The organism is Blastococcus brunescens (genome assembly GCF_035320885.1).
GTDB classification, from domain to species: domain Bacteria; phylum Actinomycetota; class Actinomycetes; order Mycobacteriales; family Geodermatophilaceae; genus Blastococcus_B; species Blastococcus_B brunescens.
On the sequence record NZ_CP141261.1, the window covers coordinates 1,273,808 to 1,294,374 of the forward strand.

28 protein-coding genes and 2 pseudogenes are annotated in these 20,567 nt (G+C 71.2%); 24 read left to right on the forward strand and 6 right to left on the reverse strand.

Annotated elements, in window-relative coordinates:
* Positions 1–12: 12 nt before the first annotated feature.
* Genes U6N30_RS08505 through U6N30_RS08525 form a run of 5 tightly spaced genes read right to left on the reverse strand, consistent with a single transcriptional unit; the run spans position 13 to position 2,870 of the window.
* Positions 13–513 carry a prolyl-tRNA synthetase associated domain-containing protein gene (locus U6N30_RS08505; protein WP_324276924.1) on the reverse strand — a complete coding sequence of 167 codons (501 nt, stop codon included), beginning with the start codon at positions 511–513 and terminating at the stop codon, positions 13–15.
* Positions 510–1,046 (reverse strand): MFS transporter, encoded by a 537-nt coding sequence (locus tag U6N30_RS08510; protein WP_324276925.1) that lies wholly within the window; start codon positions 1,044–1,046, stop codon positions 510–512. The genes U6N30_RS08505 and U6N30_RS08510 overlap by 4 nt, the downstream gene beginning before the upstream one ends.
* Entirely contained in the window at positions 1,031–1,357 is a 327-nt protein-coding gene (locus tag U6N30_RS08515) for a hypothetical protein (RefSeq protein ID WP_324276926.1), read from the reverse strand. The genes U6N30_RS08510 and U6N30_RS08515 overlap by 16 nt, the downstream gene beginning before the upstream one ends.
* Positions 1,354–1,803 carry an MFS transporter gene (locus U6N30_RS08520; protein ID WP_324276927.1) on the reverse strand — a complete coding sequence of 150 codons (450 nt, stop codon included), beginning with the start codon at positions 1,801–1,803 and terminating at the stop codon, positions 1,354–1,356. Before U6N30_RS08520 ends, U6N30_RS08515 begins: the two co-directional genes overlap by 4 nt.
* Positions 1,800–2,870: an ArsR/SmtB family transcription factor gene (locus tag U6N30_RS08525; protein ID WP_324276928.1), complete on the reverse strand. Its 1,071-nt coding sequence runs from the start codon at positions 2,868–2,870 to the stop codon at positions 1,800–1,802. Before U6N30_RS08525 ends, U6N30_RS08520 begins: the two co-directional genes overlap by 4 nt.
* 9 nt (positions 2,871–2,879) lie before the next feature.
* Here U6N30_RS08525 and U6N30_RS08530 point away from each other — a divergent pair, with 9 nt between their 5' ends.
* The 3 genes from U6N30_RS08530 to U6N30_RS08540 all read left to right on the forward strand — a co-directional run bounded on the left by U6N30_RS08530 (position 2,880) and on the right by U6N30_RS08540 (position 5,874).
* The gene (locus U6N30_RS08530; RefSeq protein WP_324276929.1) at positions 2,880–3,902 is read left to right on the forward strand and encodes a rhodanese-like domain-containing protein; all 1,023 of its coding nucleotides are present in this window, start codon (positions 2,880–2,882) and stop codon (positions 3,900–3,902) included.
* A complete protein-coding gene (locus U6N30_RS08535) occupies positions 3,890–5,227 on the forward strand; it encodes an MFS transporter (RefSeq protein WP_324276930.1) in 1,338 nt (445 codons plus the stop codon). The genes U6N30_RS08530 and U6N30_RS08535 overlap by 13 nt, the downstream gene beginning before the upstream one ends.
* 224 nt (positions 5,228–5,451) lie before the next feature.
* On the forward strand, positions 5,452–5,874 hold the full coding sequence (locus U6N30_RS08540; RefSeq protein ID WP_324276931.1) for a hypothetical protein: 423 nt from the start codon (positions 5,452–5,454) through the stop codon (positions 5,872–5,874).
* Positions 5,875–5,929: 55 nt separating this feature from the next.
* Here U6N30_RS08540 and U6N30_RS33625 read toward each other — a convergent pair.
* Positions 5,930–6,343 (reverse strand): annotated as a pseudogene (locus tag U6N30_RS33625) (SRPBCC family protein); the annotation flags it as partial.
* Between the two features lie 661 nt (positions 6,344–7,004).
* Between U6N30_RS33625 and U6N30_RS08545 the strand changes: the two are divergent.
* The 21 genes and pseudogenes from U6N30_RS08545 (at position 7,005) to U6N30_RS08645 (ending at position 20,342) form a co-directional block, all read left to right on the forward strand.
* Positions 7,005–7,832 (forward strand): coiled-coil domain-containing protein, encoded by an 828-nt coding sequence (locus U6N30_RS08545; RefSeq protein ID WP_324276932.1) that lies wholly within the window; start codon positions 7,005–7,007, stop codon positions 7,830–7,832.
* 1,139 nt (positions 7,833–8,971) lie between these two features.
* Entirely contained in the window at positions 8,972–9,589 is a 618-nt protein-coding gene (locus tag U6N30_RS08550; RefSeq protein ID WP_324276933.1) for a hypothetical protein, read from the forward strand.
* Positions 9,577–10,149: a hypothetical protein gene (locus U6N30_RS08555; protein ID WP_324276934.1), complete on the forward strand. Its 573-nt coding sequence runs from the start codon at positions 9,577–9,579 to the stop codon at positions 10,147–10,149. Before U6N30_RS08550 ends, U6N30_RS08555 begins: the two co-directional genes overlap by 13 nt.
* On the forward strand, positions 10,146–10,541 hold the full coding sequence (locus U6N30_RS08560; RefSeq protein ID WP_324276935.1) for a hypothetical protein: 396 nt from the start codon (positions 10,146–10,148) through the stop codon (positions 10,539–10,541). Before U6N30_RS08555 ends, U6N30_RS08560 begins: the two co-directional genes overlap by 4 nt.
* A gap of 188 nt (positions 10,542–10,729) precedes the next feature.
* A pseudogene (locus tag U6N30_RS08565) lies at positions 10,730–10,873 on the forward strand (SAF domain-containing protein); the annotation flags it as partial.
* 154 nt (positions 10,874–11,027) lie between these two features.
* Entirely contained in the window at positions 11,028–11,270 is a 243-nt protein-coding gene (locus U6N30_RS08570) for a hypothetical protein (protein WP_324278667.1), read from the forward strand.
* Positions 11,271–11,312: 42 nt separating this feature from the next.
* Complete coding sequence (locus U6N30_RS08575) at positions 11,313–12,056, forward strand: CpaE/TadZ family protein (protein WP_324276936.1); 744 nt, start codon at positions 11,313–11,315, stop codon at positions 12,054–12,056.
* Positions 12,053–13,339 carry a hypothetical protein gene (locus tag U6N30_RS08580; protein ID WP_324276937.1) on the forward strand — a complete coding sequence of 429 codons (1,287 nt, stop codon included), beginning with the start codon at positions 12,053–12,055 and terminating at the stop codon, positions 13,337–13,339. The genes U6N30_RS08575 and U6N30_RS08580 overlap by 4 nt, the downstream gene beginning before the upstream one ends.
* The gene (locus U6N30_RS08585) at positions 13,317–13,580 is read left to right on the forward strand and encodes a hypothetical protein (protein WP_324276938.1); all 264 of its coding nucleotides are present in this window, start codon (positions 13,317–13,319) and stop codon (positions 13,578–13,580) included. The genes U6N30_RS08580 and U6N30_RS08585 overlap by 23 nt, the downstream gene beginning before the upstream one ends.
* Positions 13,577–13,858, forward strand: coding sequence for a hypothetical protein (locus U6N30_RS08590; protein WP_324276939.1), 282 nt, complete (start codon positions 13,577–13,579; stop codon positions 13,856–13,858). The genes U6N30_RS08585 and U6N30_RS08590 overlap by 4 nt, the downstream gene beginning before the upstream one ends.
* Entirely contained in the window at positions 13,810–14,874 is a 1,065-nt protein-coding gene (locus U6N30_RS08595; RefSeq protein ID WP_324276940.1) for a type II secretion system F family protein, read from the forward strand. Before U6N30_RS08590 ends, U6N30_RS08595 begins: the two co-directional genes overlap by 49 nt.
* Positions 14,875–15,063: 189 nt before the next feature.
* On the forward strand, positions 15,064–15,336 hold the full coding sequence (locus U6N30_RS08600) for a hypothetical protein (protein ID WP_324276941.1): 273 nt from the start codon (positions 15,064–15,066) through the stop codon (positions 15,334–15,336).
* A 98-nt stretch (positions 15,337–15,434) separates the two neighbouring features.
* Positions 15,435–15,602, forward strand: a complete 168-nt coding sequence (locus U6N30_RS08605) for a hypothetical protein (protein ID WP_324276942.1) — start codon at positions 15,435–15,437, stop codon at positions 15,600–15,602.
* Positions 15,603–15,618: 16 nt separating this feature from the next.
* Positions 15,619–15,945 (forward strand): TadE family protein, encoded by a 327-nt coding sequence (locus U6N30_RS08610; RefSeq protein ID WP_324276943.1) that lies wholly within the window; start codon positions 15,619–15,621, stop codon positions 15,943–15,945.
* Positions 15,942–16,088 carry a hypothetical protein gene (locus tag U6N30_RS08615; RefSeq protein WP_324276944.1) on the forward strand — a complete coding sequence of 49 codons (147 nt, stop codon included), beginning with the start codon at positions 15,942–15,944 and terminating at the stop codon, positions 16,086–16,088. The genes U6N30_RS08610 and U6N30_RS08615 overlap by 4 nt, the downstream gene beginning before the upstream one ends.
* A 68-nt stretch (positions 16,089–16,156) precedes the next feature.
* Positions 16,157–16,552, forward strand: coding sequence for a pilus assembly protein TadE (locus U6N30_RS08620; RefSeq protein ID WP_324276945.1), 396 nt, complete (start codon positions 16,157–16,159; stop codon positions 16,550–16,552).
* Positions 16,553–16,599: 47 nt separating this feature from the next.
* On the forward strand, positions 16,600–16,974 hold the full coding sequence (locus U6N30_RS08625; protein ID WP_324276946.1) for a hypothetical protein: 375 nt from the start codon (positions 16,600–16,602) through the stop codon (positions 16,972–16,974).
* Positions 16,971–17,693, forward strand: a complete 723-nt coding sequence (locus U6N30_RS08630) for a LysM peptidoglycan-binding domain-containing protein (protein WP_324276947.1) — start codon at positions 16,971–16,973, stop codon at positions 17,691–17,693. The genes U6N30_RS08625 and U6N30_RS08630 overlap by 4 nt, the downstream gene beginning before the upstream one ends.
* 458 nt (positions 17,694–18,151) lie before the next feature.
* On the forward strand, positions 18,152–18,427 hold the full coding sequence (locus U6N30_RS08635; protein ID WP_324276948.1) for a hypothetical protein: 276 nt from the start codon (positions 18,152–18,154) through the stop codon (positions 18,425–18,427).
* Positions 18,424–19,044 carry a hypothetical protein gene (locus tag U6N30_RS08640; protein WP_324276949.1) on the forward strand — a complete coding sequence of 207 codons (621 nt, stop codon included), beginning with the start codon at positions 18,424–18,426 and terminating at the stop codon, positions 19,042–19,044. The genes U6N30_RS08635 and U6N30_RS08640 overlap by 4 nt, the downstream gene beginning before the upstream one ends.
* Entirely contained in the window at positions 19,038–20,342 is a 1,305-nt protein-coding gene (locus U6N30_RS08645; protein ID WP_324276950.1) for an AfsR/SARP family transcriptional regulator, read from the forward strand. Before U6N30_RS08640 ends, U6N30_RS08645 begins: the two co-directional genes overlap by 7 nt.
* Positions 20,343–20,567 lie beyond the last annotated feature (225 nt).

The window sequence follows — 20,567 nt, forward strand, 5'->3', positions numbered from 1 at the left end:
GGCTCAAGGCGCTCAGGCCAGTGACACGGCCAGCGGCGGGTGGGCGCAGGAGTCCAGGAAGGCCGTGAGCTGTGCCGGGCTCAATCCGATGCTCTCGGTCTGGATCATCGGGTGGAAGTTCACCTGTTCGGCGTCGAGCAGGTCCTTCTCGATGACGAAGGTGACCGCACCGTCAGTGTCATTCAGCAGCGCCAGCGGCGTGACGGTGCCTGGCTCGACGTCGAGGAGGGTCCGCACGAAATCGGGTGCGGCGAAGCCGAGGCGGCCTTGCGCGCCGATCCTGGTGTGCAGCGTCTTCAGGTCGACGGCGGTGTCTTCTTGGGCTGAGAGCAGGAAGAGCCGGGACTTCTTGTCCCGCAGCAGCAGGTTCTTGGTGAACGTGCCGGCCATCTGAGCGCGCAGCGCCTTGCCTTCCTCCACGGTGGAGTGGGCCGGGTAGCCGACGATGGGCGCGTCGATGCCAAGTGCGGCCAGGTGATCCAGCAGCCGCTGACGGGCCTCGGGTGCGCTCACGACGACACGTTCACGGCTGTGGGGCGCGGCCTCGTGAAGGCCACGAACGGGATGATCGCCAGGGCCAGGACACCGCCGCCGACGGCGAGGGTGGCGTAGCTGCTGGCGTGCACGACCAGGCCTGAGCCCAGCCCACCGCCTGCTCCGGCGATGGCGATGCACAGGTCCACCGAACCCTGGGTGCGGGCCCGGGTGGCCAGCGGAACGGTGTCGGTGATGACCGCGGTCCCGCTGACCAGGCCGAGGTTCCAGCCCAGCCCCAACAGACCCAGGGCGACCGCGAGCAGGAACACCGACTCCGTGGGTGCGAAGGCGGCGAGCAGGCCGGCGCTGAGCAGGGTGAGGCCGGACGCGACAGCGATCGTCAGACGTCCGAAGCGGTCGACCAGCCACCCCGACAGGGGTGAGGGCAGATACATAGCTGCGATGTGCGTGGCAATGACGGTGCCGGCGGCACCGACCCCGTGGCCGTGATGCAGCATGTAGACGGGGGTCATGGTCATGATCGCAACCATGATCAGCTGGGTGAGCACTTGGATTCCGGCGCCGACGGCGACTGCGGGGACCAGCCGCTGGCCCGGCCGGGTGCCGGCTCCGGTGCGGCGTTCCCGCTGGCGCGCGCCGCGGCGCTGGCCTGGTCGGCGCGGTCGCGGGCGAGCAGGAGCGGATCGGGGCGCAGCAGCACGAACAGCACGACACCCGCGGCGGCGTAGGCGAGACCGGCGAGCATGAAGGGCCCGGCGAGACCGGGAACGCCGATGGACTCGGCGAAACGGCCGGTGGCGGTGACCATGTTGGGGCCGACCACCGCGCCGACGGTGGTGGCCACCAGCACGGTGCTCACGGCTCGGCCTCGGCGGGCGGGGAGGCGAGGTCGGCTCCGGCGTAGCGGGCCTGCAGGTTCGTGGCCGTGCCGGCGCCGTAGACGAACAGGGAGACGAACAGCAGCCCGACGTTGCCCGCGGCTGCTGCGATCACGACACCGAGGCTGCCCAGTGCACCGACGGCGTAGCCGGCGCTGAGCCCGGCGCGACGGCCCAGGCGTTGGCTGACGCGTCCGACGCTGACCGCGGCCGCAGCCGAGCCGATCGTGAACAGGGCGCTGGGCACACCGGCCAGGCTGCTGCTGTCGAGCATGTCCTCGGCGAGCAGGGCGCCCACGGTGACGCCAGCGGCGAGTCCCGCACCGCTGAGGATCTGAGCCAGCACCAGGGTGATGAGCGTGCGGCGCTGCTCGGGCGGCTCTGTCTGCGCAGCCAGGGCTGCAGAGGTGGGTTGAGCGGTGGTCATGGTGCACCCACCTGACGGTCGCTCGCGCCGGCCTCGTCGGAGCGCCACTCCAGAATCCCGTCAGCCAGCAGCGTCGCGCTGCGACCGCGGTTGGTGAGCAGGTGAACCGCTTCGTAGGACATCACGCAGTAGCGGCCCCGGCAGTAGGCGACCACCTCGACGTCGGCGGGAATCTCCTCGAGGCGCGCCGCCAGTTCCGGCAGCGGGATGGAGACTGCGCCGGGCAGGTGTCCGGCTGCGAACTCCTCTGAGGGACGGACGTCGAGCAGCACCACCTCACCGGATCCGGCCGCCGTTGTGACCTCTTCGCGGGTCATCACCCGCACGTCGTCGGGCAGGTAGGCGGCCTTCGCCGAGCGCACGTCGGGTCGGTGGGCCTCGGCCACGGCGAACATCTGCGACACCAGCGCCGCGACGTCGTCGCCGCTGAGCCGGTAGAAGACCTTGGTGCCCTCTCGGCGGGAAGCGACCAGCCCGGCGTCCCGAAGCACCTGTAGGTGCGCTGATGCCGTGGTCAGGTTCAGGGCACCGACGGTGGCCAGGTCCTGCACCGAGCGCTCGCCCTGGGCCAGCAGCTCAAGCATCTCCAGTCGTCGGCCGCTGGCCAGTGCTTTCCCGGTGCGTGCCATCGCGTCGTACAGCTCGGTCTTGTTCATCGATCCTCCACGAGGGGCTACTGTTCCATAAATCGTTGGAACACGAGAGGATGGGCTGCCATGTCGGTCGATGTGGTCCCAGTGGTGGACGAGGGGCTCGGAAACAGCGCGTATCTGGTCGACCTGGGTGACGGCCGAGGGCTTGCCATCGACGCCAGCCGTGACCTGCGGTCCCTGAACGCAGTCGCCGCGCACCGCGGGCTCACGGTCGCGTATGCCGTCGACACCCACCTGCACGCCGACTTCCTGTCCGGCGCCCTCCAACTGGCTCGAGACACCGGTGCCCAGGTCATCGCCTCTGCCCGGGGGCGCCGGGACTTCGACCACCTCGGACTCGACGACGAGGACGAGGTCGATCTGGGCGGACTCCGCCTGCGCGCCCTCTTCACTCCCGGTCACACCGACGAGCACCTCTCCTACGTGCTCCTCGACGGCGCCGCGCCACTGGGTGTCTTCTCCGGTGGCTCGCTGATCGTCGGCTCGGCCGCGCGGACGGACCTGCTCGGACAAGAGCGGACCGAGGAGCTCGCCCGCGCCCAGTACCGATCCCTGCAGCGTCTAGCCCGCCTGGGTGACGACGTGGCGCTGTGGCCCACCCATGGCGCCGGCTCTTTCTGCTCCGCGCCACCCGGCGCCCAGCGCACCAGCACCATCGGCACCGAGAAGACGCACAATGCGCTACTGAAGGCGACCGACGAGGACCCTTTCGTGCAGGCCCTCATTAACTCGCTGGGCAGCTACCCGGAGTACTTCGACCACCTGGGCGAGCTGAACCGGCGCGGGCCGCGGGTGCTCCACACCTCCAGTGCCCATCGGGTCGACCTCCTCACCGCGTCGATGGTGGAGCAGCTGCGCGGTGAGGGGACGACGGTGGTCGACGTCCGGCCGATCGCCGACTACGGCCAGGCCCATGTCCCCGGCGCCATTTCGATCCTACTGCGCGACCAGTTCGCCACCTGGCTCGGCTGGTTGGTCCCCTTCGGCGGCCCGCTGATCATCGTGCGCAACCAGGATCAGGACCTTGCGGAGATCGTTTGGCAGTCGCTCAAGATCGGCTACGAACGGATCCTCGGGGAGCTGGCCGGCGGCATGGCGGCCTGGACAGCGGACGGACGACCAGTGGAAGGAGTGCGTCTCCTGGACGCCGAGCAACTCGCCGCTCGGCGCGGCGACGTCGAGGTGCTCGACGTCCGGCAGGAGAGTGAGTACGCCGCCGGGCACATCCCCGGTGCACGCCACATTGAGCTCGGCGCGATCGCCCAGCAGGCCGGGGAGCTGCCCACCCGGCCCACGGTCGTGATGTGCGGCCACGGAGAGCGGGCCATGGGCGCAGCAAGTGTGCTGGCGAAGGCGGGACGACCGGACATCGCCGTGCTCACCGGCGGCCCGGAGGATTGGGCGGAAACCACCGGCGACAACCTGGTCCGGGGATGGCGGGCATGAGCCAGCGCCCCTCCATATCCAACGAGGCCACGGTGCCCACGTCCCGGCCGCCGCGGCTGGGCCTGCGCGAGAACGCGGCCCAGTTCGCGCTGCTGGTCGCGGTCAACGCCCTGGTCGGCGGCATGGTCGGCCAGCAGCAGACCGTGCTGCCACTGCTCGCCCAAGACGAGTTCGGGCTCACCGGCTACACGTTCATCTTCACCTACGTGGCCGCGTTCGGGATCACGAAGGCGGCTGCCAACTGGTTCGCCGGCACGTTCTCCGACCGCTTCGGCCGCAAGCCTGTGCTGCTGGTGGGATGGCTGTTCGCCATCCCGGTGCCGCTGATGCTGATTCTCGCCCCGAACTGGGGCTGGGTCGTGGCCGCGAACGTGCTGCTCGGCATCAATCAGGGACTGACCTGGTCGACCACCGTGGTGATGAAGATCGACCTGGTCGGCCCCGCCCGACGAGGAATGGCGATGGGCCTCAACGAAGCGGCCGGCTACGGCGCGGTCGCGGTCACCTCCTTGCTCGCCGGCTACCTGGCCGAGCAATACGGCCTGCGGCCGGCGCCGTTCCTGCTCGGCATCGCCTACACCGCCCTGGCGTTGCTGCTCTCCGGTGTGTTCATCCGCGAGACCCGCGGCCACGCCCGCCTCGAAGCCGGGCAGCACACACCTCGTGCCGACGGCATCCACGATCACCTGCACGCCGACCTCACTGACCGGCAGATCTTCGTCCAGACCAGTCTCACCGAGCCCGCGCTGTCGGCGGCCAGTCAGGCCGGCCTGGTCAACAACCTCAACTTCGGCCTGTCCTGGGGCCTGTTCCCGCTGCTCTTTGCCACCGCCGACCTGCCGGTCGCCCAGATCGGCCTGCTCTTCGCCCTTTACCCCGGAGTCTGGGGCGCCGGGCAGCTCATCACTGGCGCCCTCTCCGACCGGATCGGGCGCAAGCACCTGATCACCGCGGGCATGACCACCCAGGCCGCCGCCCTGGCGGTCATCGCCGCCTCCAACGGCTTCACCGGCTGGGCCGCGGGCACCGTGCTGCTCGGGGCCGGCACCGCGATGGTCTACCCCACCCTGCTGGCGGTGATCGGCGACGTGGCGCACCCGGCCTGGCGGGGGCGGGCCGTGGGCGTCTACCGGGTCTGGCGCGACCTCGGCTACGCCGTGGGCGCCGTCCTTGGCGGAATCGTGGCCGACCTGGTGGGACTGGACGCCGCCGTCTGGGCCGCCGCAGGAATCAGTGCCGTTTCCGCCGCCGTCGTCGCCGTTCGGATGTACGAGACTCACAGACGTCCATCGAGGACTTCGAGTTCGGCCGGGTCGGTGGGATAGTCCGGCCATGGCTGGCTGCTGTGATCCCCGCGGCTGCGACCGGATGTTCGACGACCGGTTCGCGCAACGGATGGCGGCCCGCTATCGGAAGAGGGGCTGGACAAGGCCGCCCGCCGGATGGTCGACCTGCTCACCGGGAACGGCGTGCGCGACGCGACGGTGCTGGAGATCGGCGGCGGGGTCGGCGAGATCGGGCTCGAGCTGCTCCACCAGGGGCGGCGACCGTGACCAACCTCGAGCTCTCACCCAACTACCAGCAGGAGGCGGCGGCGCTCGCAGCCGAGGCGGGTGTGACCGGCCGCACGGTGCATCGCCTGGTCGACATCTCCGCCGATCCGGCCGCGGTTGAGCCGGCCGACATCGTGGTCCTGCACCGGGTCGTCTGCTGCTACCCCGACTACGCGACGCTGCTCGGGGTGGCCGCCGACGATGCTCGCCGACAGCTGGTGTTCAGCTTTCCGCCGCGCAATCTCGCTTCGCGCGCGTTCGTGGCCACGCAGAATACGCTGCTGCGCCTGAGTGACCGGCAGTTCCGCACCTTCGCTCACCCGCCGGCCGCGATGCTTTCAGTGCTCGCCGACCACGGGATGCGGCCGACCCGAACTCATCGCGGCCCGGTGTGGCAGATCGCGGCAGCCAGTCGCTGACCCGTGCTCCGCGGCGCGGGTCAGCTGGTGGACTGCTCGATGGTTCCTTGAGCCGGGCGATGTTGGCCGGCATCTCCTTGCACGCCTGGCGGCGGACGAGCAACGTCGCCAGCACTCTGCCGATGCCGTGGCCGGTGAAGTCCACCGCGATCGCCACCGTTGAGCGGTCGGCGTCGAGTGATTCGACGGTCACGTCGACCGCGGCCCGGATGGGGCCGTCGAGGCCACGCACCGCCCACGCCCGCGGCGGGTCAAGGCGGACCAGCTCAGACGTCGAGGCCCGCTCGGCGCCACCGATGCGGCGGACGGTGACGCACCGAGCGCCCACAGCGGGGCCGCCTGCGGAGTCCTCGAGGTGGCCGCTGACCACCCCTGCCTGCCACTCCGGGAACCGGGACGCGTCGGTGGCGTAGGCGAACGCGGCTTCGGCGGGCCGGTCGACCTCGGTGCGGACGGTGATCGGCGGCATCAGCCGGCCTCGCTGAACAGGGCGGCGTACCGGGCCAGGTACAGCGGCCAGCCGTCGTCGTGGCCGACGCCCCTGGCCACGGCCTCCCACCCGGGGCCGTGCCGATCGATGTGGCGGGCCTCGAACTCCCCGGGTACGGCCCGGCCCCTTCGGCCAGTAACCGCACCTTAACCTTGCTGGTGTTCTCCGGCTCGGGTTCCACTTGCCAGGTCGGGCCGATATCCCAGCTGGCACCACCCGGGCGGGCCGGTCGTAGACCGGGCGTTGGGGGAGCACGGAGAGACAGGCCTCAGCCTGGGGATGTGGAAGCGGTTTCGCTCTCCACAGGAACTGCCGAATCTCGTTCTGTCGTCATTACGTCGGTGCAGCTTTGCGTTATGAGCGACGTAACTGAAACCGAACGGCGTACCTGTCGGTTCCCCGGCTGCCGGCGGCTAGCGGCGGCCTCGCAGGCAGGGGCCGGTCGGCCGCCGGAGTACTGCGACGACAGCGCGCACAATCGGACCGCCGCCTGGCACGCCCGTCGCCGGCTGCGCAGGGAGCAGTCCGGGCACGCGACCGGGATCGAGCAGCGGCCGATCGATGCCACGCGACAGCGGGCAAGTGAGTTGCACGGCCAGATCGCCGGCATGATCGAGCACTTGGATCAGCAGCTGAGGGGTTGCTCGAGGAGCTGCGGACGGTGGCCGATCCGGAGACCGCCGAGCTGCAGATCGAAATTGTGACCAGTGAGGCGGCCGAGCAGGTCGCGACCGCCGCGGCCCGCGCCAGCCGGGCTGAGCAAGCGCAACAGCGCGCCGAGGCCGAGCGCGCGGAGGCCGACGCCGCTGCTGAGGAGGCCTCTGGCATGAGCGAGCAGCTCCGTACCGGGCTCGAAGAGGCTCGCCAGCAGCTGACGGAGGCCGAGACCGAGCGAGAGAGGCTGAACGCCGAGCTGGCCGACGCCCTCGCGGCCGTGGATGCAGAGCGGAAGCAGTCCGCCGCGAAGTCGGCCGATCTGGCCGAGAAGCTCACCGTCGTCCGGGCTCGGCTCGTCGAGGCACACGGCGACCGCGACGGCGCGATCCGACGAGCGGAAGCCGCGATGGTCGCGCAGTCCGAGGCGGAAGAGCGATCCCGCAACGCTGTCGAGCGGGCCGACGCCGAGTCGGTGCGCGCCACCCGAGCCGAGGTTGCGGTCGAGTCGGTACGCCGGGGCCTGGCGCAGGCTGACCGGCAAGCCGCAGACCTCCGTGACGAGGTCAGCGACCTGCGCGGCAAGCTGGCGGCGATGACCGCCCAGCGGGACGCCGCCGTACACGACGCCGAACGTGAGAAGACCCATGGCCACCAGCGAGCCGACGACCTGCGTGCCCGTCACGAGGAGGAGAACCGACGACTGCGCGAGGAACTCGCCGAGTTGCGCGGCGAGCTCAACACGGCGCGCGACGAAGCCCGCGTGCAGCGCAGCAGAGCCGACCGCGCCGAAGCCCGATTCGACAAGCCGTGACCACCCGGGCGCGGCGCCCCCAGTCCCCGCGGGACGCGCATGGCGTCGAGGCGAGATTACGGCCACAGGAACCAAAGAGACCAGCGACTGACCGGAGCAGCGTGGCCGAGCTCGTCCTACGCGCCTTGCGCGGTGATGGAAGCGGGCGATGAAGTTTGCGCCGCTGGGACCGGCGCCCTGCTGCCGTGCCAGCGATGTTGCTCGGGGAACCCACCGCCAACGGTTTCGGATGGACGTCACAGTCAGAGGGTGGCCGCGAGCAGAAAGCCCGCCGCGAGCGCAGGGCCGTAGGGAAGGTGCCCCGGCGGTCCCCGCCCCGCATCAAAGTGATCACGGCCTGCGTCACGGTGATCAAAGAGAAGGCGGCGAGGGCCAACAACAAGCCCCGATGCGTGGCGTGTCCGAGACCCAGACCACCGAGCACAGCCAGGCGAACGTCACCGAACCCTGCTCCCGCGAACCGCCAGCACAACAGCAGGACGACTCCCGCCGCCGCAGCAGCGAGGCCGCTGACGAGCAGGCCGAGCCAGTCACCGTGCACGGCGAAGCCGACGGTCAGCAGTACGCCGGTGCCGACGGCGGCCTGCCGGACGAGTGGTGTCGGGATGCGCTGGGTGACCGCATCGCAGGAGGCCGCGGCGACCAAGGCACATCCCCAGACCAGCAGCGCAGGCACCAGCCACCACGTCTCCGAACGGTGGGACGTCACGATCGCCGCGGCTCCCGCCCCGCCGCCGGCGACGGCGCTGGCCAGCGTCAGGCCCGGACGGGCAGCGTCGATCCGCGCCAGCTGCGCGAGCCCGTGGGCAGTGAGCCAGGGCGTAGCTGTGGCGCCGACCAGCGCTCCCGCCACCGAGGCGACCATCCACATGTCGTTCATCCGCCGGTGGCCACCCTCGAACTCCACAGGAATCTCGTCCTGTTCCTCGCCGCGCCGACCCTGTGGATATCTGCGCCACCCCAGCTTGCGGTGCGGCAGCGTGTCATCAGCGCGCGATACACCCAGACGGGGAGGGCGAGTGACGAACTCAGGGACGAACTGTCACCCGAAAGGGTGGAAGGCGACGGCGGTCACACGTCCGCTCAACACGGAGGGCAACCTCGGTCGACGGACGGTGACGCGCTGGGGGTGACCAGGCATGGCGGTGATACGCGCGACGGCAGGAGCGGCCGCGGTGCTCCTGGCGCTGACGGCCTCGGGTTGTTCCTCGTCGTCCGAGTCCGGCCCGTCGAGTTCGCCGACTTCCGGGACGTCGACCACCGGGACACCCATTCCCTCGCCGACCGCGCCGAGCCCCGTCGAGGAAGCGCAGGCAGCGGCGGTCGAACTCGTCCCGGAGTACCTGCGGACGATCGACGACCTGTACCTCGACCCGTCACTCCCGCTCGACGGGATCTACCAGGTCGCCGTGGCTCCGGAAGCCACTGCGCAGGCCACGGCCATCGGGAAGTTCCGTTCCCAGGGCTACCGCCAGACCGGTCGGTCGCAGCTGGTGACTGCATCCGCCGCCAGCGTCGACCTCTCCAACAGTCCCGCCGCTTCGCCGTCACCTGTCTTCCCGACCGTCGTCGTCACCGCCTGCGTCGACGTGAGCCAGGTCGACGCGGTCGACGCCACCGGACAGTCGATCGTGCCTCCCGACCGTCCGCGGTACCTCGTCCAGCAACTCACCGTGGTGAACCCGAACTATCCGGACACGTCGTCCTGGCGGGTCAGGGAGGCTCCGAACAGGCAGGCGCAGTCATGCGACGAGTAGCCCTCGCCCTGGCGGGTGCGCTGCTGTGGATGTGCGCCGGGCTGGTCCTCTCGCCGGCTGCTGTCGCTGATCCGGCGACCTGCCAGCAGTACGACTCGCACGGCATCTGTGTGGTCGAGGTCGAGACGGCCGAGGATGACGGTGGGACGGCGGCCCCACCGGGCGCAACAACTCCCGGCGGCGGTGGCGGCACGCCTGCGGCTGTCTGCACGGTCAGCCCCTCCGGCAGCGTCATTCCCTGCCAGGACGGCCAGGCATGGTGGGCACAGGACATGCAGTGCTACGCGGAGGCAATGGCCCAACAGCCTCCGAAGGACTCACCCATCTGGGGCGGTCGCACGGACGGCGCCATCTACAGCTGCCTCTTCTACACCGGCGGTGGTGCGTTCCCCGGTACCAACGGCTTCACCTTCTGGTCGGCGACCCCGCCGGCGGCTCCGGCCGCGGTCGATCCAGCACAGCTCGCGCGACAGGCGTTGAGCACCCTGACGGTGCCGTCACCGACGAGGGCCGGTATCCGGCAGGCACCCTGCAGGACGGGCAGCCGTTCACGGTCGTGAACGCCTACACCTGGTTCTGGACCGACCCGGAATCGTTCCGAGCGCTGACCGCGCGTGCCGACGCTGGAGGCGTGTGGGCGGAGGTGAGCGTGACGCCGACGGCGCTGTCGTTCACGCCGGGCGATGGAGCTGCCGCGGTGTCGTGCTCGGGTCCTGGTGTGGCCTGGCAGCCGGGCGACGGGGTGTGGGCCGCGTCGCCGGCGGGCTGTGACTACCGGTACCCGCAGTCATCGATCCACCAGCCCGGTGAGCGGGTGACGGCGACGTACGGCATCCAGTGGTCGGTCACCTGGACGTCGTCGACGGGCGCCACCGGCATGCTGCCAGATCTGACGACGACCTCGAACGCGACGTTCGCGGTGGCGGAGGTGCAGTCGGTGGTGATCAGGTGACGACGCGGGTCGACGGGGTGGCGTCGTCGGCGGCCGGGCGCCGTCCGGCTCCGGCGCCAGAGGCCGCGCCGCCGCCGGCTCCTCCGGTGCGAAGCGCAGCGGCGAGGAGACGTGCCAGCCGCAAGTCGCTGGTCCTGAGCGTGCTGGTCGTGCTGCTCGGTGGCCTGCTGGCCTTCGCAGCCGGCCAGATGCTCACCTCGCGCACCGAGGTGCTGGCAGTCGCCCGGGATGTGCAACTGGGCTCCACGATCACCGCGGAGGACCTGGCGGTCGCGAACGTGACGTCGGATCCCAACCTGTCACCGATCCCTGCCTCGCAGCGGTCTCAGATCGTCGGGATGGTCGCCCAGGTGCCGCTGAGCCGGGGAGAGCTGCTGACCGGCGCCCAGGTCGGCCCGGATAGCGGGTTCGCGGCGGGGAGATGCTGGTCGCCCTGCCGATGCGGGAGGGCAGTTCCCGTCCCGAGGGCTGAGCCCGGGGCAGCAGGTGCTGATCGTGGCGACGCCCGGCAGCACCGGCTCGACCGGTGGCAGCGGTACCCCGACCGGCGTGACCAACGGCGCGCCCGATCAGCCGATCGACGCGACGGTCGCCGAGGTCGGGCCGCTCAACCAGGCCACACAAGTGACGGTGATCGACGTACGGGTCAGCGCGGACGATGGCGTGCGTGTGGCCGAGCTGGCCTCGACCGGCAACCTGGCGCTGATCGTGCTACCGGCGGGGCGGTGAGCTGATGCTCACCGTCGTGGCCTCGGGCAAGGCGGCGCCCGGGTGACCACCTCGACCTGGGCGTTGGCCCTGGCGTGGCCCGGGCCATTGCTGGTCGCCGACTGTGACCCGGCCGGCGGAGACATGGCGCCGGGGCTGCTGGCCGGCCGGGTCGGCGCCGACCGGGGACTCCTGTCATGGTCGACGGCGGCCCGGCGGGGTGTCCCGGCGATGCAGGCCGCCACGATGGTCGCCCAGCATGCGGTGCAGCTTCCCGAGCAGCCGCAGGTGTGGCTGGTTCCAGGAGTGACGACCGCCGCGCAGGGCACCTCGTTCACCGCCGACGCATGGGAGCGGCTGGCCTCGGCCCTGCACACGTCGAGCGCGTCGATCGGGCGGGACGCCTTGGTCGACGCCGGACGACTGGTGACCGAGCGCGGCTGCTGGCCGGTGCTGCGGGCCGCCGACCGCGTGCTGCTGGCGGTGCGGCCCAGCGTGCGGTCGGTGCACGCGGCGCAGGATGCGACGCAACGACTGCGACACGAGCTCGGCGATTTGGCGAAGGTCACGGCACTCGTGGTTGGGGACGGGCCGTACTCCGCCGGCGAAGTCGCCAAGGCGTTGGACCTACCGCTGGCGGGCACGTTGCCCTATGACCGGACCGCAGCGCAGGCGCTCTCCGACGGCGCGACGGTCAGCCCGAAGACGCTGCAACGGTCCGCACTGCTGCGCGCGGCGTCGTCCCTGGCCAAGACGCTGACCAGTCCGACGGAGGCGTCCCGTGTCGCCGAGGTGGTGGCCGGATGAGGAACGAGGACACCGCGTCGCCGCGGCTGGAAGTGCCTGCCGCCCCCGATCTGCCGCGGCCCGCCCGCGAGCGTCCGCCGCTGCCGCCGCCAGAGCCGCTGGCTGCGGTGGCCGCGCCGGTCGACGCCACACCAGCCGACACCAAGGAGCTCACCAGCACCGAGTACCGCGTCGTGGTGGAGTTGCGTGACCGGGTGTCGACCCGGTTGACGGTGGAGGACAGGAACTACGCCCCGGGCCCGCGGCGCGAGCTGACCCGGAAGTTGATCCGCGATGAGTACGACCAGTGGCTGTTGCACGAGGCCAATCGCGGCCGTCCGGCGCCGGAATTGACCACCGAGGACAGGATCTTCGCGGCCGTGCTGGCCGAGCTGGACGGGCTGGGGCGACTGGCTCCCCTGATGGCCCGAGACGACGTGGAGGACATCCACTTCGAGGGCTGCGAGCCGACGATGCTGCGGATGGCCAGCGGCCAACTCGTGCCCGGGCCGTCGATCGCCTCCAGCGACGAGGAGCTCGAGCAGCTGCTGCGGTCGATCGGTTCACGGTCGGACGACGGTCAGACCAGCCGCGAGTTCTCCTCGGCCAGCCCCATCCTGAACGTGCGGCTGAAGGGCGTGACCGAGCTCGGCGCGCGGCTGCAGGCGGCTATCGACGTGCTGCCGCGCCCAGCCGGGGTGATCCGGGTGCACCGGTTCAGTGATCCGAGCCTCGACGACCTGCACGAGATGAACATGGTCGACTCACCGGTGCGAGCCTTCCTGCATGCGGCGATCATCGCCGGCGCATCTCCGCTGGTGAGCGGAGCGCCGGGGTCGGCAAGACAACGCTGCTGCGCGCGCTGGGCAACGCCATCCCGTGGAACAACGTGGTCATCACCGTGGAGGACGAGCGGGAGCTGGGTCTGCACCTGCCTCGGTGGGACCCCGAACGCCGGCAGCTGGTCAGGCGGCACGCGGTGTGCCGACCGTTCGAGTCCCGGCTACCCAACGCCGAAGGCAGAGGCGGGTTCGACATGGGGGATGCGCTGCACCTGGCGCTGCGCGCGTCCCCAACCTGGGTGCTCGTGGGGAGGTCCGCGGCGCCTACGTCACCTATCTGCTGGAGGCCGCGACCAGCGGCATCTCGTCGGTCATGTGCACGATCCACTCACCGTCGGCCGACGGCGTGTTCGACAAGGTGCTGATCAACGCGCTGAAGGCGCATCCGGCCCCGTCCCCGGAGCTGGTGCTGCGCTCGCTGGCCGCCCTGAGCCTGGTCGTGCACGTGCATCGCGACCGTGACTACGCCCGGTACGTCTCGGGCATCTACGAACTCGGCCCGATCGGCGACTCCGGTCGGCCGGACCTCAAGCCGATCTTCGCGCCGCGCGCCGAGGACGGGCGCGCCCAGGCCACGGGGCCGGGGATGCTCAGCGAGTCGCTGGCCGAGCGGCTGACCGCGGTCGGCTTCGATCTGAACTGGCTGCACCCGGGCGCCTCGGATTGGCACACCGGTCCTCACCGCCGCGAGCGTGCGTCGTGACGGCCGGTGGCCTGCTCCTGACCCTGGCCGGGTTGCTGCTCGCGGCCGGCCTGGTCGGCGTCGTCGGGGCGGTGCGCGGCGTCTCCTTCCTGCCGGAGCGCTCGCCGTCGGTGCGCTCGTCCTCGCGGCGGGGGCCACTCCGCTGTTCCTCGGTGCGCTGGCCGCCGGCGTGCTCGTCCTGCTGGTCACTGGCTGGCCGGCCGCGGCGCTGGGCGCTGCCGGCGGTGTCGTGTTCATTCCGAAGGTGCTCGGCGGCGGCAAGGAGGCCAAGCGACTGATCGCCACGTCCGAGGCGCTGGCGGACTGGACGCGGCGGCTGGCCGACCTCATCAGCTCCGGCGCCGCCGGGTCGACGCGCGATGCGCTGCGTCGCTCCCTGAACTCGGTGCCGGAGCCGATCGCACCGGCGGTCACCAACCTGGTGACCAGGATGGGGCCGCAGGGCACCGAGACGGCGCTGCGCCAGTTCGCCCGCGAGATCGACGACCCGGCCGCCGAGAAGATCGCCATGGTGCTCATCCTGCGGGAGCGCAACGGCGGGCCGGGGCTCGCCGAAGTGCTCACCGCGCTGGCCACCGACCTCGACGACCGCTCCCGCATGGTCCGCGAGGTGGAGGCCGAACGCGCCAAGCCGCGGTCGAACATGCGCACCATCGTCGTGGTGACCCTGGTGCTGGTGGTCGGGATGACGCTGTTCGCCCGGACGTTCCTCTCGGGCTACTCGACGCCGTTCGGGCAGATCGCCCTGCTGGCAGTGGTGGCGATCTTCGCGACGTCGCTGCGGTGGATGCGCCGGTTGTCCGACCCGGTCAAGCCCCGCGGGTGCTCTTCGACCCGGACCCGGCTCTGGTGCACCGGTGACCGGGCTGCAGACGGCCACTCTCGCCGGGATGCTCATCGCGGGCGGCCTCGTCCTCGCGGTCCGTGCACTGCGTCCGGCGCCGCCGTCACTGGTGGCCGCACTGGAGCAGTTGGCGGCCGAGCCGACCGCGCGAACGGCGCCGGCGGTGACGACGTCCACCCGAGACCGGTGGGACTGGCTGCCGGTGCCGGTGGCGCGGGCGTTGGACGGGCATCTGGGCGTCTCGGACGCCGACTTGGCGATCATTGGCTGGACCCGCGCTCAGCTCGCGGCCCGCAAGCTGACCCTGGCGCTCGCCGGCTTGCTCGCTCCGTCGCTGTTCGGCCTGGTGTTCGTGCTGCTCGACGTTCCGGTGCCCTTCGTGCTGCCCGCTGCGGTCGGGCTGGGGATCGCCGTCGTCGGGTGGTTCCTGCCCTCGGCCGAGGCCCGTGAGGCGGCGGACAAGGCGCGGGTGGAGTTCCGGAGCAACCTGGAGTCCTTCCTCACCCTGGTGGCCGGTGAACGTCGGGCGCGGGGCTCGGTGGAGCAGGCACTGGAGGAGGCCGCCGAGATCTCGGGCAGCATGCCGTTCGTCCGCATGCGCCGCGCCATCCGCCGCGCAGCGCTGTCCGGCCGCAAACCGTGGGGGAGCTGCGCGACCTCGGCGAGGAGCTACAGGTCGCCGAGCTGCGGAACCTTGCCGACATCGCGGCAGTGGCTGCCGACGGCGCCTCGGTCTACAACACCCTGCTGGCCAGCGCCCGCACGCTTCGGCACGCCGAGCTGTCCGACGCCCGTACCGAGGCCAACCAGGTCAGTGAGCGGATGTCGCGCCCGCTGGCCCTGCTGGTCACGGGTCTGACCCTGTTCGTGCTCGTCCCCTTCATGCTCCGCATGTTCGGGATCTCGTCATGACCGCACCGCCTACCCGGAGGTTTCCGATGTTCCAGCTCACCATCCGACGCCGGGGCGCCCAGGCCGTCGTGGCGCAGTGCGTCACGGCCCTGTCTGTCATGGCCCTGTCGATCCTGGCCTGGCTGCGCGCCGAACAGGTCGCTGACGACCGAGGCTCGGACTCCTCGGAGAAGGCGTTCATGGTCATCCTGGCCATCGCTCTCGGCGGCGCGGTCAGCGCAGCGGCCATCGCGTTCGTGGCCAGTAAGACGTCGTTGTTCCAGTAGAACCGGCAGCCCTTCCATGCTCGAGACGCGCACTCGGAACCGTGCGGCATCCTCGCCGCGCGGTCCGGTCGCGCGCCGAGGCTCCCGCCGACACGGCGGCCGCGGAAGCGAGCGGGGCTCATCCAGCGTCGAGTTCGCGATCCTCTTCCCCATCATCGTCGCGTTGCTGCTGGCCGGCCCGCAGCTCGCGATGTGGTACTTCGCCCGGGAAGCGGCCGACGCCGCGGCGCACGTCGGAGCCCGCGCCGCCAGCGTCCACGGGGCGGCCGGGGAGCGGGGCAGGCGGCGGCGGACACGTACCTGGCCAGACTCGGGACCGGCGCCATCACCGGCTACTCGGTGACCGAGTCCGACACCGCGACCACGGTTTCGGTGCACGTCACCGCCAGCGTGCCCAACGTGATCCCGCTGCCCGGGTTCGCCCCGACCGTCGATGTCACCGTGGTGCGCGGCAAGGAACGCTTCACCACCCCGGACTCGCCATGAGCCGCGACCTGCAGCCGGCTCCGAACGGCCGCCGACGGCGGTGGCGGGACGACCGAGGCTCGGAGTCGGTGGAGCTGGCGATCCTGCTGCCGGTCGGACTCCTCCTGGTGGCCATGCTGGTGGTCGGCGCCCGGATCGCGCTGGCCGGCGACCGCATCAGCGGCGTTGCCGGGATCGCGGCGCGGGACGCCTCGCTGGCCCGATCGGCCGCAGCGGCTCAGCAGATCGCCACCGATACCGCCACCACCGCACTGACCAGCCAGGGCCTGCACTGCATCGACGTCCAGGTCAGCGTCGACACCTCCGAGTTCACCGCGCCGCCGGGCGCCTCGGCATCGGTCACCGTCGCCGTGTCGTGCACCGTCAACATGTCCGACCTCGGTGGAGTTGCCGGCCTGCCGGGCTCCCGAACGCTGCACGACAGCGCCACCAGCCCACTCGACCCGGCCAGGGACCTGTCGTGACACCCCGCCCCAGAGCCAGCGCTCAACTCCGGGACGACCGCGGCTCGGTGGCCGTGCTGTTCTGCTTCATCGTGCTCATCGTCGGCGTCCTGGTCACCGCACTCGTCGACGCCGGGACCGCGATCCAGGCCGCCAACCGCGCCGACACGTACTCGGCTGAGGCAGCCCGCGCGGCCAGCATCGCCATCGGCCCGGTTCCCACCGGTGGCAGCACCGACGCGCAGTTGGCGGCGACCGCGGCCCGCTCCTATCTCGACCAAGCCGGTGCGACTGGCACGGTGACCGTCACCGGCCCCGGCATCGTCGAGGTCAGCGTGACCGTCACCGACTCGACACCTCTGCTCGGCATCCCCGTCAGCCATACCCGCGTGCGCACCGCCCAGCTGCTGGTTGGGGTCACCAGCGGTGAGGGCCTGTCGTGACCGGCCACGCCGCCCGCCTGCTCAAGGCCACGGGTGCCCTCGTGGCGCTGATCGCCGTCGTCGTCGGCGTACCGGTGCTGATGGCGGTGCTGCATCTGGTGCCGCATAGCCTGCCGTCGCTGGACGAGGTCGGCGCCGTCCTGACGTCCCGCGACAACGGACAGCTCGCTGGACTCGTCCTCGCGGCTGGCGTGTGGGTGTGCTGGGCACTGTTCACCGCCGCGACAGTGGCGGAAATCGTGGCCTTCGCCCGCGCACGACCGGTTCCGGCGCTGCCCGGGCTCGGCATCTTCCAGCGGCCAGCAGCCGCCCTGGTCGCCGCCGTCGCGGTCGGCTTCACCGTCGCTCCGTTGGCCCCCGGCGCCCCCGCATCCACCGCAACAGTGCCGCCGTTGCCGGTCGCGGCTACATCCACCGTCGTCCCGGCTCCGGCGCAGCACGCGAGCGCACCGGTCGCAGCGCAGACACCGGCCGCCTACTTCATGCCGGACGAGCACGGGCCTCCGGCCGCGACCACGACCTACCAGGTGCAGCGCCGAGACACCTTGTGGGCGCTGGCCGAGCGGTATCTCGGGGAACCGCTGCGGTATCCGGAGATCGCCAGGCTCAACCCGACTGCGGTCGGTCCGGACAACGAGATCTTCCCGGGCACGGTGTTGGTGCTGCCGCCCGACGCGGTCGGCCTGCCGTCGAGGGTTCGGCCCCGAACACCGCGATGACCGTCGAGGACGTCACGGTGGAACCCGGTGACACCCTGTGGGACCTCACGGAGGAGATTACCGGCAGCGGGCACAACTGGCGACAAGCCTGGGAGCTCAACCGGGGACGCAGCCAACCCGGAGGTGCCACCTTCACCGACCCGTCGCTGATCCGACCGGGCTGGACGCTGAGCATCCCTGACCCAACCAGTCCCGCGACGCCTGCGCCCAGCGCACCGGTGCCTCCTGCAGCCGAGCCGGCATCGCCCACGACCGAGCCAGCACCGCCTTCAGCGCCACCCCCGAGCACCTCCGCTCCAGCCGACTCGACCACGCCGGGCACCAATGCGCCGCCTCCGGCCGCGCCCGGTCCGGCCACTAACGCCCCGACCTCGTCTCCCACGGCTGCACCGAACAGCGTCGAGCCGTCGCCCGCGAGGCCTGACGAGTCCTCGACGGGTAGCGCCTCGGAGCTGCCGATGATCGCCTTCGCCGCCGGCGGTGGGCTGCTGCTGGCCGGGGCCTCGCTGACCGCGCTGCTGCGCTATCGCCGTCGGCAGTTCCGGCAGCGACGTCCCGGCCGCACGATCGGCAGCACGCCACCGGAGCTGCTGCACGTCGAACGAGCACTGCAGGAGGCCGGCAGCGTCGGCAGTGCCGACGTCACCTGGCTGGACCATGCGCTGCGGGCCCTGGTGCAGGCCCTGGCGAGGTCGACGGTGCTCGTCTGCCCGACGTGGTGGCGGCCTGCATGACCGACGACGTGCTGACTCTGGTACTCACCGAGCCGGCCTCGGAGGCCCCGGAGCCGTGGACGGTGGACCGGGCGGGCACCCGCTGGTCGATCCGGCGCGGCGATCCGCTGACCTATGACGAGAAGCAGCGGGCCTACTTCTTCGCACCGTTCCCCATGCTCACGTCGGTGGGCTACACGGCCGAGGGCGAGCACTGGCTGCTCGACCTGGAACGGGTCGCGACCCTGTCCCTGTCCGGGGACGCCGAACGCTGCCTGAACCTGGCCCGGTTCCTCGCTGCCGAGCTCGCGCACAACACGTGGTCGGAGATGTTGCAGGTGACCCTGGTCGGCTTCGGCCAGGAGTTGGCCCAGATCAATCCCGACCGGCTGACCTACACCGACGACGTCGAGAAGGCGATCGCGGCGCTCGACGGCCACCTCGAATCGGTCACCGAAGTCATGCATATCGCCGACGTCGACGTGCTGTCGGGCCGGTTGCGTGACGTGGCCGGCGACGCGTGGGCGCCGCACGTGCTGCTCATCGCCCCGGCTGTGGCCGAGGACAGCGCCGTGCTGGAACGGCTGCTGACCGCCATGGAGCAGCAGCGCGCCGCGGCGCGGCCGCGTTGGTGCTGATCGACGACCCGGACCACGCGGACGCCGGTCGCTGGCAGCTGACTGTCGACGAGGCCGGCATGCTCAGCATCCCCGCCTTGGGAGTCGAGCTGATCGCGCAGCAGATCCCGGCCGACGAGGCCGCGCAGCTGGCTCGGGTGCTCGCGCTGGCCGCCGTACCCAACGACCGACCCATCCCACCAGCGCACGGTGACGAGCCCTGGGACAAGCACGCCGACGCCTGCGGGAGCCTCCGAGTCGACCCGGCCCTTTCCGAGCGGCGGCAGCCACCAGCTGTGGCCGGAGCGGACGACGGCGTCCCGCTGCTCGGCCTAGCAGACACCTCGCCGTGGATGGCCAACTCGGTGTTGCCGCTGTCCGCGCAGACATATTTGGATCGAGCCGCGACCACTGAGCAGGACCTGCAGGCACTGGCTCCGGCGACCGATGCCGGTACTCGTGACCAGGTCGAGGTCGCCGACCCTGCCCTGGATGCCGACCTCGTCGACTGGGCCGACCCGTCCTGCCCGCGGCCGAAGTTGACCCTGCTCGGCCCGGTCGAAGTGCGGGCGCAGGGAACGCTGCCCGAGCGCAACCCGCGGCGGCAGTTCTACACCGAGATCGTCGCCTACCTGGCCACCAGGCCCGGCAGCGTGACCAGCGAGCGCTACGCCACCGCGATCTGGCCCAACGAGCCCGATGTCGTCGGCAAGACCAAGGTGCGGCAGTCGATCTCGATCGTGCGCGCCTGGCTGGGCACCAACCCGGCGACGGGCGCGGACTACCTGCCGTCCGGCGTCACCGCCGGCGGGGTCGGCCGCTATCGCATCGACGACGTCCTTATCGACGCTGAGCTGTTCCGTCGACTGCGAGTTCGCGGGCTGGCCCGCGGTGTCGACGGCATCGCCGACCTGCAGGCCGCTCTCGACCTGGTCACCGGGCCGCCGTTCGACCTGCCCACGTCGCGGCAGGGTGCGCCGGGCGGGTACAGCTGGCTCGTCGAGGAGAACTCCCGGCTCGACCACGAGTACGCCGCCATGATCGTTGACGTGGCGCACACCGTCGCGACGCACCACCTCGCCGCAGGCGAGCCCGAGCTTGCCGCGGACGCCGCTCATGTGGCGCTGAAAGCCGGCAGCTACGAGGACGTGCCGCTGCTCGACCTGGTCGCCGCCTGCGACGCCCAAGACAACAGGGCCGAGGCCGACGCCTACGTCGCCCGCATTCTGGCCAATCACGAGGCCGAGGTCGAGGAAGACCTACCACCCAGAACCGCCGAGATCCTCTTCCGCCGACAGTGGATAAACAGAGCGAGCTGATCAACGACGCAGGTGGCCCGGAGGCGCGAACCTCTACGGGTGGACCGACGAACTTGCGCAACTTCGAATAGCCGTGCAGACGGCGGTAGGACAATCAGTGCGCTCCCCAGCGGGCAGACGGCCCGCGCCATTCGGCAGCGGCAGCCAGCCGCAGTGTCGCGCCCGGGGAGCCAGACCACTTGCCCGGCATAGCCCCCGGTCACCGGGGATCTCGAGCGGGTCTTA

Bases quoted from the DNA above. Each gene is read 5' to 3' on its own strand.
- U6N30_RS08520 (WP_324276927.1), bottom strand. From the start codon at position 1,803: ATGACCACCGCTCAACCCACCTCTGCAGCCCTGGCTGCGCAGACAGAG.
- U6N30_RS08635 (WP_324276948.1), top strand. From the start codon at position 18,152: ATGATCGCCTTCGCCGCCGGCGGTGGGCTGCTGCTGGCCGGGGCCTCG.
- U6N30_RS08605 (WP_324276942.1), top strand. From the start codon at position 15,435: ATGGCCCTGTCGATCCTGGCCTGGCTGCGCGCCGAACAGGTCGCTGAC.
- U6N30_RS08535 (WP_324276930.1), top strand. From the start codon at position 3,890: ATGGCGGGCATGAGCCAGCGCCCCTCCATATCCAACGAGGCCACGGTG.
- U6N30_RS08550 (WP_324276933.1), top strand. From the start codon at position 8,972: ATGGCGGTGATACGCGCGACGGCAGGAGCGGCCGCGGTGCTCCTGGCG.
- U6N30_RS08580 (WP_324276937.1), top strand. From the start codon at position 12,053: ATGAGGAACGAGGACACCGCGTCGCCGCGGCTGGAAGTGCCTGCCGCC.
- U6N30_RS08640 (WP_324276949.1), top strand. From the start codon at position 18,424: ATGACCGACGACGTGCTGACTCTGGTACTCACCGAGCCGGCCTCGGAG.
- U6N30_RS08610 (WP_324276943.1), top strand. From the start codon at position 15,619: ATGCTCGAGACGCGCACTCGGAACCGTGCGGCATCCTCGCCGCGCGGT.
- U6N30_RS08555 (WP_324276934.1), top strand. From the start codon at position 9,577: ATGCGACGAGTAGCCCTCGCCCTGGCGGGTGCGCTGCTGTGGATGTGC.